The following is a 16,003-nucleotide window of genomic DNA, read 5'->3' as shown; positions in this document are numbered from 1 at the left end:
GTCCAGGACCCACCGGCTTTTTTTCGTTCGATGTGATAGCTCACACGGACGAACTGTTCCCTTTCGCCGATCTCGAGGCATTCTGTACAGGTGTTCGATGCGCACGTCCACATCATCGATCCGCGGTATCCGCTGATCGAGAACGAGGGCTACCTTCCCGACCCCTACATCATCGACGACTACCTAAAGCGGATGCAGCGCTTCGAGGTTCGTGGTGGGGCGGTGGTGAGTGCCTCGTTCCAGGGGACCGACCAGTCGTATCTGAAGGCCGCGCTGGCCGCCCTCGGCCCGGACTGGGTGGGCGTCACCCGGCTCGACCTGGACGCCACCGACGACGAGATCAGCGAACTCGACCGCGCGGGGGTCCGCGCGCTGCGCTTCAACCTCAAGCGCGCCGCCGCCGACATCACCGAGATGACCTTGCAGGCGCTGCGCGCGCACGAGCTGGCAGGCTGGCATGTGGAGCTCTACATTGACGGGCAGATGCTGGCCTCGCTGCAACCGGTGATCTCCAAGCTGCCCGCGCTGTCCATCGACCACCTCGGCATGTCCGAGGAGGGTCTGCCCTATCTGCTGGATCTGGTGGATCGCGGGGCCCGGGTGAAGGCCACCGGCTTCGGCCGGGTCGACATGGATGTGGCCGAGACGCTGCGGCGCATCCACGCGGTGAACCCGGGGGCGCTGATGTTCGGCACCGATCTGCCCGGCACCCGGGCGGGCAGGCCGTTCGAGGACCGCGATGTCGAGCTGATCAGCCGGGTCGTGGGGGCCGATGTGCATGCCGTGCTCGAGGACAATGCCCGCGAGTTCTACCGGCTGCCCGCCGTCGACCGGCCCGCGACCGATCCGCTGCCGACCATGCCGATGCCCCGCACCGACAACCCGACGGTGCCGATCCCCCGCGACCAGCTCCCCGGCGCGGACGCGCACACCCGCCCGCTGCCGGTCATCGAGTAGCGAGATTCGAACCCGCCCAACCCCGCACCCGCGACCCCGAGGAGCGGCGGCGCGCAGCGCCGGTCGCGGCCGGGTCGCCGGTCAGGCGCCGTTTCGTAGGCGACGAAGGAGCAAGAAACGGTGCCTGACCGGCGGCCCCTAGGGGCCGCGACTCGAGCGCGCCAGCGCTCAAACAAACACAGCGCCGGTCAGCCAGACACCGGCGGCGATCAGCGCGCCGAACAGCTCAACGAGCATCGACAGGCCGACGCCCTTGAGCGCGTGCAGGGTGGCGGGCCAGGCCAGGCGGTTGGTCTTCAGGCGGTACAGCTCGGCCAGGTAGACGCCGAGCACGAAGCCGATGAACAGGCCGACGATCGGGATCACGAAGAACCCGATGACGCCCAGGATCGCCCCGGCCAGCAGCGCCTTGTTGGACACCCCCGCCTCGCGCATCTTGCGCCCCGGCCAGGTGTATTTCACGACCCCGGAGATGATCAGCGCGACCGAGGCGATCGCGAGCACCGTCCAGGCCGTGGTGCCGCCGGTGAGGAAGGCCCACGCCGCGATTGCCGCGAAAATGAGGATCACCCCCGGCAGAATCGGTACGATCACGCCAGCGATGCCGACGAGAATGACGAGGCCGACGACGACCTCACCCCACACGCTCACTACCGGGTCCTCCCGTTTCCGCGCCGAGTAGCGCCACCGAATTCTCGCCCATGGCCTACCCGAGCCGCCATCCCACCGCTATTGTCGATGTGTCAATACCGTTCGACGACGAACTGAGGTCAGGCGTGAGCAGCGAGTCCACCGCCAAGCAGGGGCCCCTCGCGGGCATCAAGGTCATCGAGCTGGCGGGCATCGGGCCCGGCCCGCACGCCGCGCTACTGCTGGCCGACCTGGGCGCCGACGTGGTGCGCGTGCAGCGCCCCAACCAGCTGCCCGGCTTCATGGAACGGCCGCAGTGGCGCGGGCGCACCATCGTCGAGGCGAACCTCAAGGACCCCGCCGACGTCGCCAAGATCCTGGACCTGGTGGAGAAGGCCGACGTGCTGCTGGAGGGCTTCCGCCCCGGCGTCACCGAGCGCATGGGCCTCGGCCCCGACGAGGCGCTGGCGCGCAACCCGCGCCTGGTCTACGGCCGGATGACCGGCTGGGGCCAGCACGGTCCGCTCGCCGACCGCGCGGGCCACGACATCAACTACATCTCGCTGACCGGTGTGCTCAATGCCATCGGCCGCAAGGGCGAGCGCCCGGTGCCGCCGCTGAACATGGTGGGCGACTTCGGTGGCGGCTCGATGTTCCTGGTGTTCGGCGTGCTCGCCGCGCTGGTGGAGCGGCAGAGCTCGGGCAAGGGCCAGGTGATCGACGCCGCGATGATCGACGGCGCACTGGCCCTGTCGCACATGATCTGGGGCATGCGCGGGGTGGGCCTGTGGTCCGACGAGCGCGGCACCAACCTGCTCGACACCGGCATGGCCTTCTACGACACCTACGAGACCTCCGACGGCAAGTACATGGCCGTGGGCGCGATCGAGCCGCAGTTCTACGCCGAGCTGCTGGCGGGCCTCGAGATCGATCCGGAGGGTCTGCCCATGCAGATCGACCCGAACGGTCAGGAGCAGCTGCGCAAGCTGTTCGCCGACAAGTTCAAGACCAAGACCCGCGACGAGTGGGCCGCGATCTTCGACGGCACCGACGCCTGCACCACCCCGGTGCTCACCTTCACCGAGGCCACCGAGAACCCGCACATCGCGGCCCGCACCGGCCTGATCGAGATCGACGGTGTGGTGCAGCACGCGCCCGCGCCGCGCTTCTCGCGCACCCCCGGCGGCATCCCGACCCCGCCGCCCACCGCCGCGACACCGATCGAAACGGTCTGGGCTGACTGATTTACCGGCCTGTCGTCGGTAGTCTGACGGCTATCGACGACAGGATTCGGGTCCGCACCGGCCATCGGCCACCGAAGGTGCTCGCCGCATTCATCGCGGCCGCCACCTTCGGTTCGGCACTGCTCGCGTTCGCCTTCGCCGAGGGATTCCTGGACAACCGGCGCGCGCGACTGCTCGAAACCGGTTGCCGCCGAGACATTCCCGTCCCCATCGCCGCCACCGCGTTCAACGGCCTGGCCACCGGATTGCTGGTGGTCACCGGGGCCTCGCTGATCTGGCTGCTGGTGCTGCTGTTCCGGTATCCGTCCACGCGCAGCGCCATCGCGGTGCCGTTCACCACGCTGGCCTTCGTGGTGACGGCGCTGTTCCTGCTCGGCGTGGGCTACGAGACCGTCAATCCCGATCCGATGCTGCCCGCGTCGAGCAGCTACCGGCCGTGCGGGTTCGGCTAGTAGCAGGTGAGCGGCCGGAGCGGGTCGGCCGCGCGCGGGGTGAGCGCCGCGTAGGCGGAGGCGATGGACTTCACCGCAAGGCGCAGCTCCGGTTCGGGGTGGGTGAAGGGCAACCGCAGGAAGCGTTCGAAGGCGCCCTGCACGCCGAAACGTGGTCCGGCGGCGAGCAATACGCCATGGTTGGGGGCGGTGGCGGCCAGCGCGGTGGAGACCGGGCTGGGCAGCTGGGCCCACAGCGACATGCCGCCCGCGCCGGGCATGATGTGCCAGCCGGGGAGGTCTTCGGCGACGGCGTCGAGCAGGGCGCCGCGCTGGGCGCGCAGCTGTTCGCGGCGGCGTTCCAGGATCGGGTCGGCGTTCTCCAGCAGGTCGACGGTGGCGAGCTGATCCATCACCGGGGTGCCGAGGTCGACAGTGGCGCGGATGCCGAGGAGCTTGGTGATCAGCGCCTGGTTGGTGCGAATCCAGCCGACCCGCAGGCCACCCCAGAACGACTTCGAGGCCGAGCCGATGGTGATGATCTCCGAGCCCTTGGCGAAGGCGGCCACCGGCGGGGGCATCGGGGCGCCCGAGAGATTCAGTTCGCTCATCGACTCGTCGACGACGATGGTCATCCTGGTGTCGCGGGCGATGGCGGCCAGTTCGGCGCGGCCCGCCTCGTCGAGCAGCAGGCCGGTGGGGTTGTTGAAGTCGGGCACCAGGTAGGCCAGCGTCGCGGCGGTCTGCCGGGCGGTACTGCGGATGCCGTCGAGATCCCAACCGGCGTGCGGGAATTCGGGTCGCAGCGGCACCGGGATCGGGCGGGCGCCGACATCGCGGATGGCCTCGATCGCGTTCGGGTAGGAGGGGTGCTCGATGAGTACGCGCGCGGCGGGCGAGGTGAGCACATTGAGCAGCAGCCGCAGGCCGTGCTGGGCGCCGAGGGTCACCAGGATCTGGTCCGGTTCGGTGGGCAGGCCGCGCGCGGTGTAGCGGCGGGCCAGCGCCTCGCGCAGGGCCAACACGCCGACCGGGTCCATACCGTGGGTGCCGAGGTAGGCCGGAATGCCTTGCAGGGCAGTGGCATAGGCCTCGTGCATTTCCGGCGGGGCGGACATGGCGGCGTAGGTCATGTCGATGGTCGGCAGCTCGGGCTGCGCCATCAGGGCCATGATCCCCCGGGCCGCCTTGGCGCCGTCGTGCTGGATGGCCGGAGGCAGCGCCACAGTGCTGCGGGAGCCCTGGCGGCTGATCAGGTAGCCGTGCTCGCGCAGCAGCGAGTAGGTGGAGGTGATGGTGGTGCGGCTGACGCCGAGGGTGGTGGCCAGATCGCGCTCACTCGGCAGGGCGACGCCGAGGGGCGCGCGGCCGTCGTGGATGAGCAGGCGGATGGCCTCGGCCAGGGCCAGATAGGCGGGCCGGTGCGGGCGGCGTTCGGGGCTATCGCCCTCGGTCTCGGGGTCACGCCAACGGCCGAGGTCGCGGGCCAGGCCCGACGCGCCGATCACTCTTGTCGCCATAAAGTCCAGTATTCCGTAAGTGGATATTTATAGGCAAGGCCAGTCGGGGGATCGTGGGGAACATGACCACGTTCCTCGCCCTCGCCGTCGCCGTCCTCGTCGGATTCGCCGCCTACCGCGCCTTCCCCAAGCGCGGCGATCTGCCCTTCTGGCCGTTCCAGTATCAGCCCCATGACCGGGCGTTCAGCACCTACGACGAGCAGCGGGCGCTGCGCGATCTGGAGGCGGTGCGGGCCCACGAACCCGAACCAGACCAGTTGCGCGAAACTGGCCCTTTCAACAAGCCGCTGGCCGCCTGAGCGCGGGGGCCGGACGGAACTTGTCGGCGGGGCGGCGCACACTGTGCTCATGAGTTCCGGCACCGAATCGACCCGGACCGACACGGTGGTCGCCGCCCTGTTCGACACCGCGATCGGGCTGTGCGCGATCGCCTGGCGCGGCGAGACCGTCGTCCGGTTCCAGCTGCCCGAGGCCAGCGAGGAACATACTCTGGCCCGGATCACCCGGCCGTTCGGCGGCGAGCCGGTGGAGGAAGGGGAACCGGGGCCCGCCGTCACCGCGGCCATCGCGGGGATCAGGGCCCATCTCGACGGCACGATCGACCCGTTGCGCTGGATCGATGTCGACCTGGGCGGGGTACCGGAGTTCCACCGCGCGGTCTACGCGGTGACCCGCGACATCGACCCCGGCCACACCCTCAGCTACGGCGATATCGCCACCCGCCTCGGTGCCCCCGGCTCGGCCCAGGCCGTCGGGCAGGCGCTCGGGCGCAATCCGGTGCCGCTGATCATTCCCTGCCATCGCGTGCTCGCGGCCGACCACGCGCTGCACGGGTTCTCGGCGCCGGGCGGGATCGGGACCAAGGCGCGGCTGCTCGAGATCGAGGGGACACCGGGGTTCGGCGAACCGATGCTGTTCTGAGGGCAGGCGCGTCGGCCGATTCCGGGAAACCCGCCCCGACCAGGGCCGTACCGGATCGCGTACGGTCGTGGGGCGCCCAGGAATCGAGAGGACACCAGCATGCAGACAGTGACGTCGGCCGACGGCACCACGATCGCCTACGACCGGGTCGGCGAGGGCACCGCGGGGACGGTCATCCTGATCGGCGGGGCGTTCAGTTTCCGGGAGTCCCCGGCGATGAGCGGGCTGGCGCAGGCGCTGGCGAGCGGCTACGACCTCACGGTGCTCAACTACGACCGACGCGGGCGCGGCGACAGCGCCGACTCGCCCGGGGTGTACGACGTGGCCAACGAGATCGCCGATATCGCGGCGCTGGTCGAGGCGGCCGGGGGCGAGGCCGCGCTGTTCGGATGGTCGTCCGGGGCGGTGCTGGCCCTGCTGGCCGCGCAGTCGGTGCCCGGTGTCGAGGCGGTGGTCGCCTATGAGCCGCCGTTCGTCGTCGACCCGAAAGACCATGTGCCGCCGAAGGATCTGGCCGACAAGCTGCATCCGATGATCGCCGCGGGCAAGCGGAACAAAGCGGCGCGCTACTACATGACCAAGGTGATGGGCACCCCGCTGGTGATGATCGGGACCATGCGGATCACGCCGTTCTGGAAGAAGCTCGCGGCGACCGCGAACTCCACGGCGCACGACTGGGCGGTGGTGCGGCCGTACATGCGCGGTCAGCGGTTGAACGCGGCGGACTGGGCCGGGGTGCGGGTGCCGGTGCTGGTGCTCGCCGGGGAACTCACCGTGCCGTTGCTCACCAAGGGCGCCAAGGCGGTGTCCGGTGTACTGCCGAACGCGGAGTTCACCGAGCTGGCCGGGGTGAGCCACACGCCCAAGACCGAGGCCCTCGCGCCCGCCGTCGGCGAATTCCTCACCCGCGCAAGATAATTCCCTGCGGGCACGCGGGCGATTCCCGCGTGCCCAGGGGTGGTGGAGCCGTGGCGCGGCGACTGCCGTCTGGTGCGGTAGAGCGCGGCAGGTAGCCGGATGTGGCAGTCGGCGGGCAACCGGTCAGGGTGGCGGCGGGTGGTCGCGGTAGAACTGGCAGGGTTCGCCGTCGAGGTAGCCGTCCATGCACGCGAAGTAGGTCTGCACACACGAGTTGCTGGTGCAGCCGACGGTGTAGAGCATGCCGCGAATCCGCTCGTTGCGCTGCTGCGACGGGGCGAGGGTCTGCGCGGGCGGCAAGACGGTGCTCACCGACGACGGACTCGGCGGGGCGGGCGGCGCGTCCGCCGCCGGGGCACACCCGGCCACGACACCTGCCGCGAGCAACGCCAGGGCGAGTCCACGCATCCCCATCAGCCACCTCCGTCCGAAACCAGCTCCGACGGTACTCCCCCGCCACCGCCCCCATGCCGCTGCGGTGGCGCCGATCCGGACAACCTTCGCGAAGCACCCCGACTAGGGAAATGCCTGGTCAGAGCGTCACCGCACGTCAACGCCAACCGGGCAGCGCGCGCTCGCGCCGCGCCGGACAGCGCCAGCCGGACACGTTCGAGCCGGGCAGCCCCAGCCACCGCCCGGGGCATACCCCGAGCTACGCCCAACGGCCCTACTCAGCCCGAGGTGGCTGGACCGGCCTCCTGGCACGCCCGCGCAACGAGTACCGGCGCCACCGACAACGACCGGACCGGTTCTGCCCGGCAAGCGCAGTGCCCCCGGCCGGAATCCGATCGGGGGCACTGTCGGTGAGACTGTCAGTCCTTGCAGGGGCAGTCGGGCAGCTGGGGCAGGGCGACCTGCGGGAGCTCGACCTGGGGCAGCGGGACGTCCGGCAGCGGCGGCAGCTCCGGGAGCGCGGGGCAGGGCATGTTGGCCAGCTGATCGTCGACCAGTGCCTCGAGCGGGTCGGCGGGGCTGGCGGGAGCGCCCGGGTCGCCCTGGAAGGCGGTGGCGCCGACGACACTGCCGATGACACCGCCACCGACCGCACCCACGGCCGCGGCGGGGATACCGACCACCGCGGCGCCGACGGCCGCACCCGCGGCGGCACCGATGGCCGCGCCGGGGCCGACCAGCACCGGCGTGCCGCCGCCCATACCGAAGCCGACACCGGCACCGATGCCCGCGCCGATCAGGCCGCCACCGAGCGCACCGGCTGCGGCGCCGGGCACGCCAACCACGGTCGCGCCGATCAGCGCACCGCCGACCGTCGCGGCGGCGATCTTGTCGGAGCGGCTCGGGTTGATGCCGATCGAGCGGCCCTGGGTGGCGAGGGCGGCTTCGATGTCGGCGGCGGTGGTGTTCACGCCGCCGAGCAGGTCCTCGGGGACCTCGTCCGGGACGGGGCGGGTGAAGTCACCGATGCGCAGGGTGCGCGGGGGCGGGGCGATGGGCGCCACCGGCTCGACCGCTTCGGGCAGGTGCAGGTCCTCGATGACGACCGGCGGGGCGGGCGCGGTGTACTCGGGCACCGGGCGCGATTCGGGGCGCAGCCGGTCGAGGCTGTCGGGACCGCCGAAGGCGCCCAGCTCGGAACGACCCTCGTCAGCTGGTTCGGAGACACCAGGCTGCACCGGCGTGTCGTTCACACCCGGCTGCTGCGGCACCGCGACCGCGATCCCCGCGCAGGCCACCGCCAGCGCCAACGGCAGCACCCCGGCCATCGGGCGGGCGATACGCCGCGCCGTCGAGTAGTTCACATCATCGGACCGACGGATCACGCCGAACACCCACTCACACACTCAAGGAAATACGGCACGTCCCCGCGCACCGCGCAGCGACGATAGCGGTTGCCGAGCGAATGCTTCAAATCGATAGCGAGTCGACATCACCCGCGCGTGTCGCTCGTGAACTGCGATGATGTGGAAACGACACAGCCCCTCACCCGGTAGCGGGGAGGGGCTGTGCGACAGGTGGGTCAGGCCATGACGTCGTGGCGGACGATGGTCTGGTCGCGGCCGGGGCCGACGCCGATGCAGGAGATCCGGGCGCCCGAGAGTTCTTCCAGGCGAAGGACATACGCCTGGGCGTTGGCGGGGAGTTCCTCGAAGGTGCGGGCGTGGGAGATGTCTTCCCACCAGCCGGGCATTTCCTCGAAGATCGGCTTGGCGTGGTGGAACTCGGTCTGGGTGGTTGGCATCTGCTCGACGCGCTTGCCGTCGATCTCGTAGGCCACGCAGATCGGCACGGTGTCCAGGCCGGACAGCACGTCCAGCTTGGTGAGGAAGTAGTCGGTGATGCCGTTGACGCGGGTGGCGTAGCGGCTGATCACCGCGTCGAACCAGCCGCAGCGGCGGGCGCGGCCGGTGGTGACGCCCACCTCGCCGCCCTGCTTGGCCAGGAACTCACCGAAGTTGTCGAACAGCTCGGTCGGGAACGGGCCGGAGCCGACGCGGGTGGTGTAGCACTTGAGGATGCCGAGCACCGTGTCGATCTTGTTCGGGCCGATGCCCGAGCCCACCGCGGCGCCGCCGGAGGTCGGGTTCGAGGACGTCACGAACGGGTAGGTGCCGTGGTCGACGTCGAGCAGGGTGCCCTGCGAGCCCTCCAGCAGGATGGTCTCGCCGCGCTCGAGCGCCAGGTTGAGCTCGAGGCGGGTGTCGGCGATGCGGTGCTTGAACGACTCGGCCTGGCCCAGCACCTCGTCGACCACCTGTTGCGGGTCCAGCGCGCGACGGTTGTAGATCTTCACCAGCACCTGGTTCTTGAACTCCAGGGCGGCCTCGACCTTCTGGGTGAGGATCTTCTCGTCCAGCACGTCGGCGACGCGGACGCCGACGCGGGCGACTTTGTCCTGGTAGCAGGGGCCGATGCCACGGCCGGTGGTGCCGATCTTGCGGCTGCCGAGGAAGCGCTCGGCGACCTTATCGATGGCCACGTGGTACGGCATGATCAGGTGCGCGTCGGCGGAGAGCAGCAGGCCCGAGGTGTCCACGCCGCGCTCTTCCAGACCGGCCAGCTCGTCGAGCAGCACACCCGGATCGACCACCACACCGTTGCCGATGATGTTCTTCACACCCGGGGTGAGGATGCCGGACGGAATCAGGTGCAGAGCGAACTTGTCGCCGTTGGGGAGCACCACGGTATGGCCAGCGTTGTTGCCACCCTGGTATCGGACCACCCACTGCAACCGCTCACCGAGCAGGTCGGTAGCTTTGCCCTTGCCCTCGTCGCCCCACTGGGCGCCGATGAGGACGATTGCCGGCATCAGGAGTCTCCTACGGATCGACGGCAGCGCACATCAGCACTGCAGCTACCTGCCGTTCTGAGGCGGTGGCCGGAGACACAGTCTAGCCATCGGTTACGGTTACCTGTCGGCAGGGGGTTTTGCCACGTGTTGATGGGCGACACGGAGTCGTCCGGATCGAGGAGGGTGTACCGCGGTTTGAGTACCCACGTTCTCCGATGCGGAGACATCCCGGTCCCCATCGCACTCGCCTCGCTCCCGACCACCCAGACCGATCGCATCCCCGATACCGCCGTGATCGACGAACTGCTGCCGGTGCTCGCCGCCGACAGCCTGCCCCGGCTGATCGTGCTGGGCGCCGACGCCGCGCTGGCCGCCGTGCTGACCCACCTGATGCGCACCGAACGGCTGCACGTCGAGGTCGGGTACGTGCCGGTCGAGACCACCTACGCGTCGCGGGTCTATCAGACCGCCACCGGCAACGCCGCCGCCAAGATCGCCATCGAGGGCCGCGCGATCGAGACCCCGCTGATCCGCGACGACACCGGCACCGTGCTTGTCGGGCGCGCGAGCATCACCGGTCTCGACGGCGCCAAGCTAGAGGGCGAGGCCTATGTCGACGACACGCTGCTGTTCTCCGGCATCGTCACCACCATGCTCATCTCGCCGACGATGACCATGCCCGGCGTGCGCGCGCGGGTCCGCAAGGGCATGCGCAAGCGCACCTGGGTCTCGGGCCGTGCCGCGCAGCTGGGAACCCCGGGCGCGATCGTCACCCGGGACGGTGTGACCACCGACCGCAAGGTCCCCCGCTCCACCTTCTATCGCTTCGAACAACCCTGGTTACTGGTGAGATGACGTATTCCTTCGCGCCCCGGCGCACCGGCCACAACGCCGTGCGGCCGAGCCCGGTCTTCCTGCTCATCGTGCTGATCACCGTGGTCGGCGGCGCACTGGCCTGGGACGCCGACGTGGAGTCGGTGCGCGCCAAGGTGGGCGTGTTCGTGCTGGTGGTGTTCGGCTGGATCATCAGTCTGTGCCTGCACGAGTTCGCGCACGCGTATGTGGCCTGGCGTGCGGGCGACCACCAGGTGGAGGTGCGCGGCTACCTCACCCTCAACCCGCTCAAGTACAGCCATCCGGTGCTCTCGATCGGCCTGCCGCTGCTGTTCATCGCGCTCGGCGGCATCGGTCTGCCCGGCGGCGCGGTGTATGTCGACACCACCGGCTTCAAGACCGCCGTGCAGCGGCTGGTGAGCGCGGTCGGCCCGTTCTCCAACCTGCTGTGCGCGATCATCCTGCTGCTGGTGATCCGGGTGTTCGGCTCGCCGGTGCAGCACGAGGCCTTCTGGTACGGGCTCAGCTTCCTGGCGTTCCTGCAGATCACGGCGTTCCTGCTGAACATCCTGCCGGTGCCGGGACTGGACGGGTACGGGATCATCGAACCGTCGCTGAGCTACCAGACCCGCCGGGCGCTCGAGCAGATCAAGCCCTACGGCATGCTGATCCTCTTCGCGTTCATCTTCTTCACCCCGCTGAGCCGGGTGTTCTTCGACGCGGTGTACGCATTGTTCGAATTTTCCGGGGTACCTGACTGGTGGGCTTCCAACGGGAGCTACCTCACCCGATTCTGGAGTTGAACGGAAACACCATGAGCTCCACCGCTGTCCTGTCGGTCGTCATTCCCACGCTCGACGAAGCATCCTGCATCACGGCCTGCCTGGAACGGCTGGTCGGCCAGGAGACCATCGATCAGATCGTCGTCGTCGACAACGGCAGCACCGACGGCACGCGCGAGATCGTGAGCGCGCTGGCCGCGCGGCATCCGCGGATCGAGCTGGTCGACGAGCACAATCCCGGCGTCGCGCACGCGCGCAATGCCGGGTTCGAGCGGGCCCGCGGCGACTATCTGGGCCGCATCGACGCCGACACCCTCGTCTCGCCGGACTGGGGCGCCACCGTCCGCGCGCACCTGGACGCCCATCCCAACACCATGGCCGTGACCGGGATCAGCACCTATCACGATTCGCCGATCGGGTTCTTCCTGGCCGGGGCCATCGACGCCCAGCACCGGCTCGGGATGATCCGCGACCAGCCGGTGGGCAATGTGCACGGCGCCAATATGGCGATCCGGCGCAGCGCGTGGGAGCAGGTGCAGCAGGGCACCACCACCCGGCGCGACCTGCACGAAGACCTCGATCTGGCGCTGTGCCTGACCAAGGCGAAGCTGCGCATCGACCAGCTGCCCCGGCTGCGCGCGCAGATCTCGGCCCGCCGCAGGCAGACCCCGCCGCATGTGTGGTGGAAGTACCAGCTGCGCGGCCTGCAGACCATCGCCAACCAGGGTTACCCGGTGGTGCCGTTCCACCGGGCGGTGATCACCGGCGCCTGGCTCATGCACACCTCGCAGTGGCCGATCTACCGCGTCTGGGACTTCGACCGCAAGCGTTTCTCGCTGACGCCCAACCGGCCGCGGGTCTCCCCCGTCGGCGACTGAGCGCTCACTCCTCCGGCGTTACATACGGATTCGGCACGGTCGGCGGCAGCAGCGCGATCGCCGAGATCCGCTGCATACCGCACACCACCATCAGATCCACCACGATCGAACGGATCTGCGCGAACACCACATGCGCCGAAAGGCCCGCGCCCGCGACGAGTTCGGGACGCGCGTTCTTGGCGACGCTGCGCAGGCCGCGAGTGGCCTCGGCCTGATCGGGCTGCTCGCCGGGGTCGGCCAGCATCATCCGGCGCACCACGTCGGCGGCGTTGCCGAGCTGGTCGACCAGGTCGATCAAGCGTGGGTCGAGCACCTCGTCGTCGCGAACCAGGGTGAGCGAACGGCGCAGCAGCACGCGGGTGTTGCGGATGGCGTTGTCGAGCGGGTCGGCGGCGGAATGGATGCGTTCGAGACGTTTGCGCGAGTTCCAGTACAGCGGGGAGATGCGGCTGATCTCGCGGCCGCCCTCCAGCGCCGAACGCAGCGCGTCGATCTGCTTCTGGGTGGCGCGCACCGCGGTGAGCGACTCGTGCACCTTGTCGGAGTCCTGCTCGAGCAGGCCGTCGGCGCAGGTGATCATGGATTTGCTCATCACCGCGAGCACATCGGCGGCGTGCTCGCGGGCGCGGCGCACCGGGTGCAGCGGGATGGCGGCCACCATGAGCACGCCGACCAGACCGCCGATCAGGGCGTCGATCATCCGGTCGGGGCCGGTGGCCTCGGACTGGTCGAGGGTGGCGATCAGCACCGCCGAACCGGCCGCCTGGATGGTGAGAATCGCGCCGCTGTCGAGGAATACGGCCACCGCCATGGCCCCGCCGACCACCAGCGCGACCTGCCACACCCCGGTGCCGACCTGGGCGATGAACAGGTCACCGATGCCGATCCCGACCGCGACACCCACCACCAGCTCGGCCGAGCGGCGGATCCGCGCGCCGAAGGAGACGCCGATCGAGACCACGGCCGCGGTCGGCGCGAAGAACGGCTGATAGTGGCCGACGAGATTGTGCGCGATGAACCAGGCCAGTGCCGCGCCCAGCGCGCACTGGATGATCGGGATCGCCGACAGCCGCAAGCGCTGGGACGAGGCCCGCAGCCGGTCGACCGTGCTCGCCCTGGCCGCGGTGACCATCGGCGTCGCCGCGGCGACGACGGCCTTGGGATCGTGCACCCGAGGACGCATCCGCGGGAGTCGGCTAGTCCAGGCCGAGCTCGGCCGCGGCGTGCGGGTCGCAGTCCTCGAGCAGGTCGAGGCAGCGCGCGTACTCCTCGGACTCACCGATCGTCTTGGCGGCCCTGGCCAGCGCGCCGACGCTGCGCAGGAAGCCCTGGTTGGGCTCGTGGCTCCACGGCACCGGGCCGAAGCCCTTCCAGCCGTTGCGGCGCAACAGGTCGAGGCCCCGGTGGTAGCCGGTGCGGGCGAAGGCGTAGGCGGCGACCGTCTCGTAGTCGGCCTCGCCGCTGGAGCGATCCAGCGCCGCCTCCGCGAGCTGGGCCCAGGCGATCGAGGCGGCCGGATGATCGGCGGCGACCTTCACCGGATCGGCACCGGCCGCGATGGCGTCTTCGGCGTCGATCAGTTCCGGGAGGAGTACTGGCTGGGGTCCGAGCAGGTCACCGAAGGAGGACATGGACTCATTGTGCACCGCGCCCCCGCACGACGTCGCCCGGCCCGCCGCACGGCGATCGGCGACGTCTCGCGCGCGTGGCGCATTAGGCTGATCGGCGAGAGCGACGTTCGAGCCTGAGCGAGGGGTACAGAGGTGTCCGACCCGACCGACGAGAACAATCCGGCAGCCGAGCCTGCCAGTCCCGGCACGCCCGGGCAGCGCCCCGCCGAGGGCGACGATTCGTCGAGCGCCCCCGGCGCACCGAAGTCGACCCCCGGAGCGGTCACCGAACCCGGCCGCCCGACCACCCCACCGCCGACGGCGGAGACGGTTGTCATCCGGCGGGATTCGCTGCCCGGCGCTTCCCGCCCCGGCGGTCCGACCGGCACCCCCGCGCGCCCCGGCACACCGGCGGACGCTGCCCAGGAACCAGGCGATTCCCCCCTGGCGGGCCTGTCCCGCGGCCTCCCCGGCGCCACCCCCGAACCCACTGCTCCCCCGGCCGACCCCGCCGGGCCGGACGCCCCGACCACCGCCATGTCGATCCCCGGCAAGATCCCGTCCGTCGACCGGGCCTCCACCGACGACCAGACTGTGAAAACAGTTCGCGGACAGGTTGTTCCGGCGCCAGAGGACATTCCGACCGGTGCGATGGACCAGGCGGATCGCCCGTCGACCGACGACGCCTCGGACTCCGAGACCATCCGGGGCGCGGTCGTCAGTGGCGCCGCGGGCGCACCGGCCGGTTCGGCCGCCGATGCGGTCGAGCCGCGAGGGGCGGCGTCCGGCGAGGGCCAGCGCAGCGATGGTGATCGGCGGCGCGAGACGGCAGGCGCGGACGAGGCCGCCGTCGAGTCGGACGACCAGGCCGCCGGAGCGAACGCGGGACGCGTGGATGCGGAGGCTGACAAGGACCCGGCGTCAGCCGGGCGGGCCGATGCCGCTGGCGACGGCGGCGCGATGGCTGCCGACGCGAAGGCTGCGGCCACTTCCAGCGCGGCGAGCACGGATCCGGGCGTGGACTCGGCAGTCAGCGGTGCTGATGCCGCCGACTCCGCGTCCGAGGCGGCGGATGACGCACCTGCGAACCGTGCTGTCGACGCTTCCGGTGTGGCGGCCGCGGACCAGGCCGCCCCGGCGGGGAGCAACGCGGCGAGCTCAGGTCCGGACGCCACCGCAGGCGGCCGTGGTGCGACGCCTACCGGCGATACGGGGGCCGAACAGGCCGCCCAGCGCGCGCAGGACGCGGAAGCCGTTGCGGCGGAGGGTCATTCAGCGGAAGCAGCCGCCGCTCGGTCCGATCAGACTGCGGGCGAAGGCGATTCGCACGCTCCCGAGGGCGCGAATGACGCCACGCAGAAGTTCACGACGGCCTCGGCGGCCGGTGGGGAGGGCGCGGCCGAGGATCAGACCGTGGCTATGCGGGTGGTGAATCCGGCGGAGGCGCCGACCACTGCGATGCCGGTGCAGCGCGCCAAGGGGACGGATCGGGTGGTGCCCCCCGCGGGTGGACGGCCTGCCATGACGCCGCCGCCGTCGACCCCGCGTGGGCCGGGTGGGCCGCGTCAGGCGGGACAGCAAGGGGCTGGCGGGCCCGGACAGCAAGGGCCGGGTGGACCCGGGGCGCAGGGGCCGGGTGGTCCGGGTCAGCCCGGGCAGCGGCCTGTGGGTCCAGGCCAGCAGGGCCCCGGTGAGCAAGGTGTCGGTGGGCCGGGTCGGCCGGGCGCCGGTGGTCCCGGACAGCGCGGCCCCGGTGGACCGGGCCAGCAAGGTCCTGGCGGACCAGGTCAGCAAGGGCCCGGCGGTCCCGGGCAGCAAGGCCCCGGCGGTCCCGGGCAACAAGGTCTCGGCGGGCCAGGTCAGCAAGGGCCCGGCGGTCCCGGGCAGCACGGTCCCGGCGGTCCCGGACAGCAAGGGCCCGGCGGATCCGGGCAACAAGGCTCCGGTGGACCGGGGCAGCAAGGCTCCGGACAGCAGGGCTCCGGTGGGCCGGGCCAGCAGGTGCCGGGCGCCCGTGGTCCGCAGGGTTCT

Annotated in this window: 16 protein-coding genes and 1 pseudogene; 10 read left to right on the top strand and 7 right to left on the bottom strand. The window is 70.7% G+C overall.

All coding sequences use genetic code 11. The annotated features are described in order from the left end of the window. The first annotated feature begins 90 nt into the window (after positions 1 to 90). Positions 91 to 957, top strand: a complete 867-nt coding sequence (locus tag WA675_RS25405; protein ID WP_336087739.1) for an amidohydrolase family protein — start codon at positions 91 to 93, stop codon at positions 955 to 957. 168 nt (positions 958 to 1,125) lie between these two features. On the opposite strand, the gene WA675_RS25400 is transcribed toward WA675_RS25405, so the two are convergent. After that, positions 1,126 to 1,608 carry a DUF456 domain-containing protein gene (locus WA675_RS25400; RefSeq protein WP_336087737.1) on the bottom strand — a complete coding sequence of 161 codons (483 nt, stop codon included), beginning with the start codon at positions 1,606 to 1,608 and terminating at the stop codon, positions 1,126 to 1,128. Positions 1,609 to 1,733: 125 nt separating this feature from the next. Here WA675_RS25400 and WA675_RS25395 point away from each other — a divergent pair, with 125 nt between their 5' ends. Together WA675_RS25395 and WA675_RS25390 are read left to right on the top strand one after the other, a co-directional pair. Beyond that, the gene (locus WA675_RS25395; RefSeq protein WP_336087735.1) at positions 1,734 to 2,831 is read left to right on the top strand and encodes a CaiB/BaiF CoA transferase family protein; all 1,098 of its coding nucleotides are present in this window, start codon (positions 1,734 to 1,736) and stop codon (positions 2,829 to 2,831) included. 77 nt (positions 2,832 to 2,908) lie between these two features. Next, complete coding sequence (locus tag WA675_RS25390; protein ID WP_336087734.1) at positions 2,909 to 3,283, top strand: hypothetical protein; 375 nt, start codon at positions 2,909 to 2,911, stop codon at positions 3,281 to 3,283. Here WA675_RS25390 and yczR read toward each other — a convergent pair. Further along, on the bottom strand, positions 3,280 to 4,782 hold the full coding sequence (gene yczR / locus WA675_RS25385; RefSeq protein ID WP_336087733.1) for a MocR-like transcription factor YczR: 1,503 nt from the start codon (positions 4,780 to 4,782) through the stop codon (positions 3,280 to 3,282). The two genes, WA675_RS25390 and yczR, sit on opposite strands and share 4 nt — an antisense overlap. Positions 4,783 to 4,844: 62 nt before the next feature. Between yczR and WA675_RS25380 the strand changes: the two genes are divergently transcribed. The 3 genes from WA675_RS25380 (at position 4,845) to WA675_RS25370 (ending at position 6,621) form a co-directional block, all read left to right on the top strand. Further along, the gene (locus tag WA675_RS25380) at positions 4,845 to 5,081 is read left to right on the top strand and encodes a hypothetical protein (RefSeq protein ID WP_336087732.1); all 237 of its coding nucleotides are present in this window, start codon (positions 4,845 to 4,847) and stop codon (positions 5,079 to 5,081) included. Positions 5,082 to 5,130: 49 nt separating this feature from the next. Then, positions 5,131 to 5,703 carry a methylated-DNA--[protein]-cysteine S-methyltransferase gene (locus tag WA675_RS25375; RefSeq protein WP_336087731.1) on the top strand — a complete coding sequence of 191 codons (573 nt, stop codon included), beginning with the start codon at positions 5,131 to 5,133 and terminating at the stop codon, positions 5,701 to 5,703. A gap of 99 nt (positions 5,704 to 5,802) precedes the next feature. Further along, the gene (locus WA675_RS25370; RefSeq protein WP_336087730.1) at positions 5,803 to 6,621 is read left to right on the top strand and encodes an alpha/beta fold hydrolase; all 819 of its coding nucleotides are present in this window, start codon (positions 5,803 to 5,805) and stop codon (positions 6,619 to 6,621) included. Between the two features lie 123 nt (positions 6,622 to 6,744). Here WA675_RS25370 and WA675_RS25365 read toward each other — a convergent pair whose 3' ends face one another. The 3 genes from WA675_RS25365 to WA675_RS25355 all read right to left on the bottom strand — a co-directional run bounded on the left by WA675_RS25365 (position 6,745) and on the right by WA675_RS25355 (position 9,886). Further along, positions 6,745 to 7,035: a hypothetical protein gene (locus WA675_RS25365; RefSeq protein WP_336087729.1), complete on the bottom strand. Its 291-nt coding sequence runs from the start codon at positions 7,033 to 7,035 to the stop codon at positions 6,745 to 6,747. 398 nt (positions 7,036 to 7,433) lie between these two features. Continuing rightward, on the bottom strand, positions 7,434 to 8,399 hold the full coding sequence (locus WA675_RS25360) for a hypothetical protein (protein ID WP_336087728.1): 966 nt from the start codon (positions 8,397 to 8,399) through the stop codon (positions 7,434 to 7,436). A gap of 197 nt (positions 8,400 to 8,596) precedes the next feature. Further along, a complete protein-coding gene (locus tag WA675_RS25355) occupies positions 8,597 to 9,886 on the bottom strand; it encodes an adenylosuccinate synthase (RefSeq protein WP_336087727.1) in 1,290 nt (429 codons plus the stop codon). A 177-nt stretch (positions 9,887 to 10,063) separates the two neighbouring features. Here WA675_RS25355 and WA675_RS25350 point away from each other — a divergent pair, with 177 nt between their 5' ends. Genes WA675_RS25350 through WA675_RS25340 form a run of 3 tightly spaced genes read left to right on the top strand, consistent with a single transcriptional unit; the run spans position 10,064 to position 12,362 of the window. Beyond that, positions 10,064 to 10,723, top strand: a complete 660-nt coding sequence (locus tag WA675_RS25350; RefSeq protein WP_336087726.1) for a hypothetical protein — start codon at positions 10,064 to 10,066, stop codon at positions 10,721 to 10,723. Then, entirely contained in the window at positions 10,720 to 11,505 is a 786-nt protein-coding gene (locus WA675_RS25345) for a site-2 protease family protein (RefSeq protein WP_336087725.1), read from the top strand. The genes WA675_RS25350 and WA675_RS25345 overlap by 4 nt, the downstream gene beginning before the upstream one ends. A gap of 11 nt (positions 11,506 to 11,516) precedes the next feature. After that, positions 11,517 to 12,362: a glycosyltransferase family 2 protein gene (locus WA675_RS25340; RefSeq protein ID WP_336087724.1), complete on the top strand. Its 846-nt coding sequence runs from the start codon at positions 11,517 to 11,519 to the stop codon at positions 12,360 to 12,362. Positions 12,363 to 12,366: 4 nt separating this feature from the next. Here WA675_RS25340 and WA675_RS25335 read toward each other — a convergent pair whose 3' ends face one another. Together WA675_RS25335 and WA675_RS25330 are read right to left on the bottom strand one after the other, a co-directional pair. Continuing rightward, complete coding sequence (locus WA675_RS25335) at positions 12,367 to 13,494, bottom strand: FUSC family protein (RefSeq protein ID WP_336087841.1); 1,128 nt, start codon at positions 13,492 to 13,494, stop codon at positions 12,367 to 12,369. A 64-nt stretch (positions 13,495 to 13,558) separates the two neighbouring features. Beyond that, a complete protein-coding gene (locus WA675_RS25330; protein ID WP_336087723.1) occupies positions 13,559 to 13,993 on the bottom strand; it encodes a DUF3151 domain-containing protein in 435 nt (144 codons plus the stop codon). A 1,534-nt stretch (positions 13,994 to 15,527) separates the two neighbouring features. On the opposite strand from WA675_RS25330, the pseudogene WA675_RS25325 reads away from it, so the two are divergent. Further along, positions 15,528 to 16,003: pseudogene (locus WA675_RS25325) on the top strand (hypothetical protein); the annotation flags it as partial.

Source organism: Nocardia sp. SSK8 (assembly GCF_037034205.1).
Classification (GTDB): domain Bacteria; phylum Actinomycetota; class Actinomycetes; order Mycobacteriales; family Mycobacteriaceae; genus Nocardia.
Note: the sequence above shows the minus strand (reverse complement) of the source record. Positions and strands in the feature narration are given on the sequence as shown.

Bases quoted from the DNA above. Each gene is read 5' to 3' on its own strand.
- WA675_RS25375 (WP_336087731.1), top strand. From the start codon at position 5,131: ATGAGTTCCGGCACCGAATCGACCCGGACCGACACGGTGGTCGCCGCC.
- WA675_RS25355 (WP_336087727.1), bottom strand. From the start codon at position 9,886: ATGCCGGCAATCGTCCTCATCGGCGCCCAGTGGGGCGACGAGGGCAAG.
- WA675_RS25365 (WP_336087729.1), bottom strand. From the start codon at position 7,035: ATGGGGATGCGTGGACTCGCCCTGGCGTTGCTCGCGGCAGGTGTCGTG.
- yczR (WP_336087733.1), bottom strand. From the start codon at position 4,782: ATGGCGACAAGAGTGATCGGCGCGTCGGGCCTGGCCCGCGACCTCGGC.
- WA675_RS25330 (WP_336087723.1), bottom strand. From the start codon at position 13,993: ATGTCCTCCTTCGGTGACCTGCTCGGACCCCAGCCAGTACTCCTCCCG.
- WA675_RS25340 (WP_336087724.1), top strand. From the start codon at position 11,517: ATGAGCTCCACCGCTGTCCTGTCGGTCGTCATTCCCACGCTCGACGAA.
- WA675_RS25335 (WP_336087841.1), bottom strand. From the start codon at position 13,494: ATGGTCACCGCGGCCAGGGCGAGCACGGTCGACCGGCTGCGGGCCTCG.
- WA675_RS25380 (WP_336087732.1), top strand. From the start codon at position 4,845: ATGACCACGTTCCTCGCCCTCGCCGTCGCCGTCCTCGTCGGATTCGCC.
- WA675_RS25370 (WP_336087730.1), top strand. From the start codon at position 5,803: ATGCAGACAGTGACGTCGGCCGACGGCACCACGATCGCCTACGACCGG.
- WA675_RS25345 (WP_336087725.1), top strand. From the start codon at position 10,720: ATGACGTATTCCTTCGCGCCCCGGCGCACCGGCCACAACGCCGTGCGG.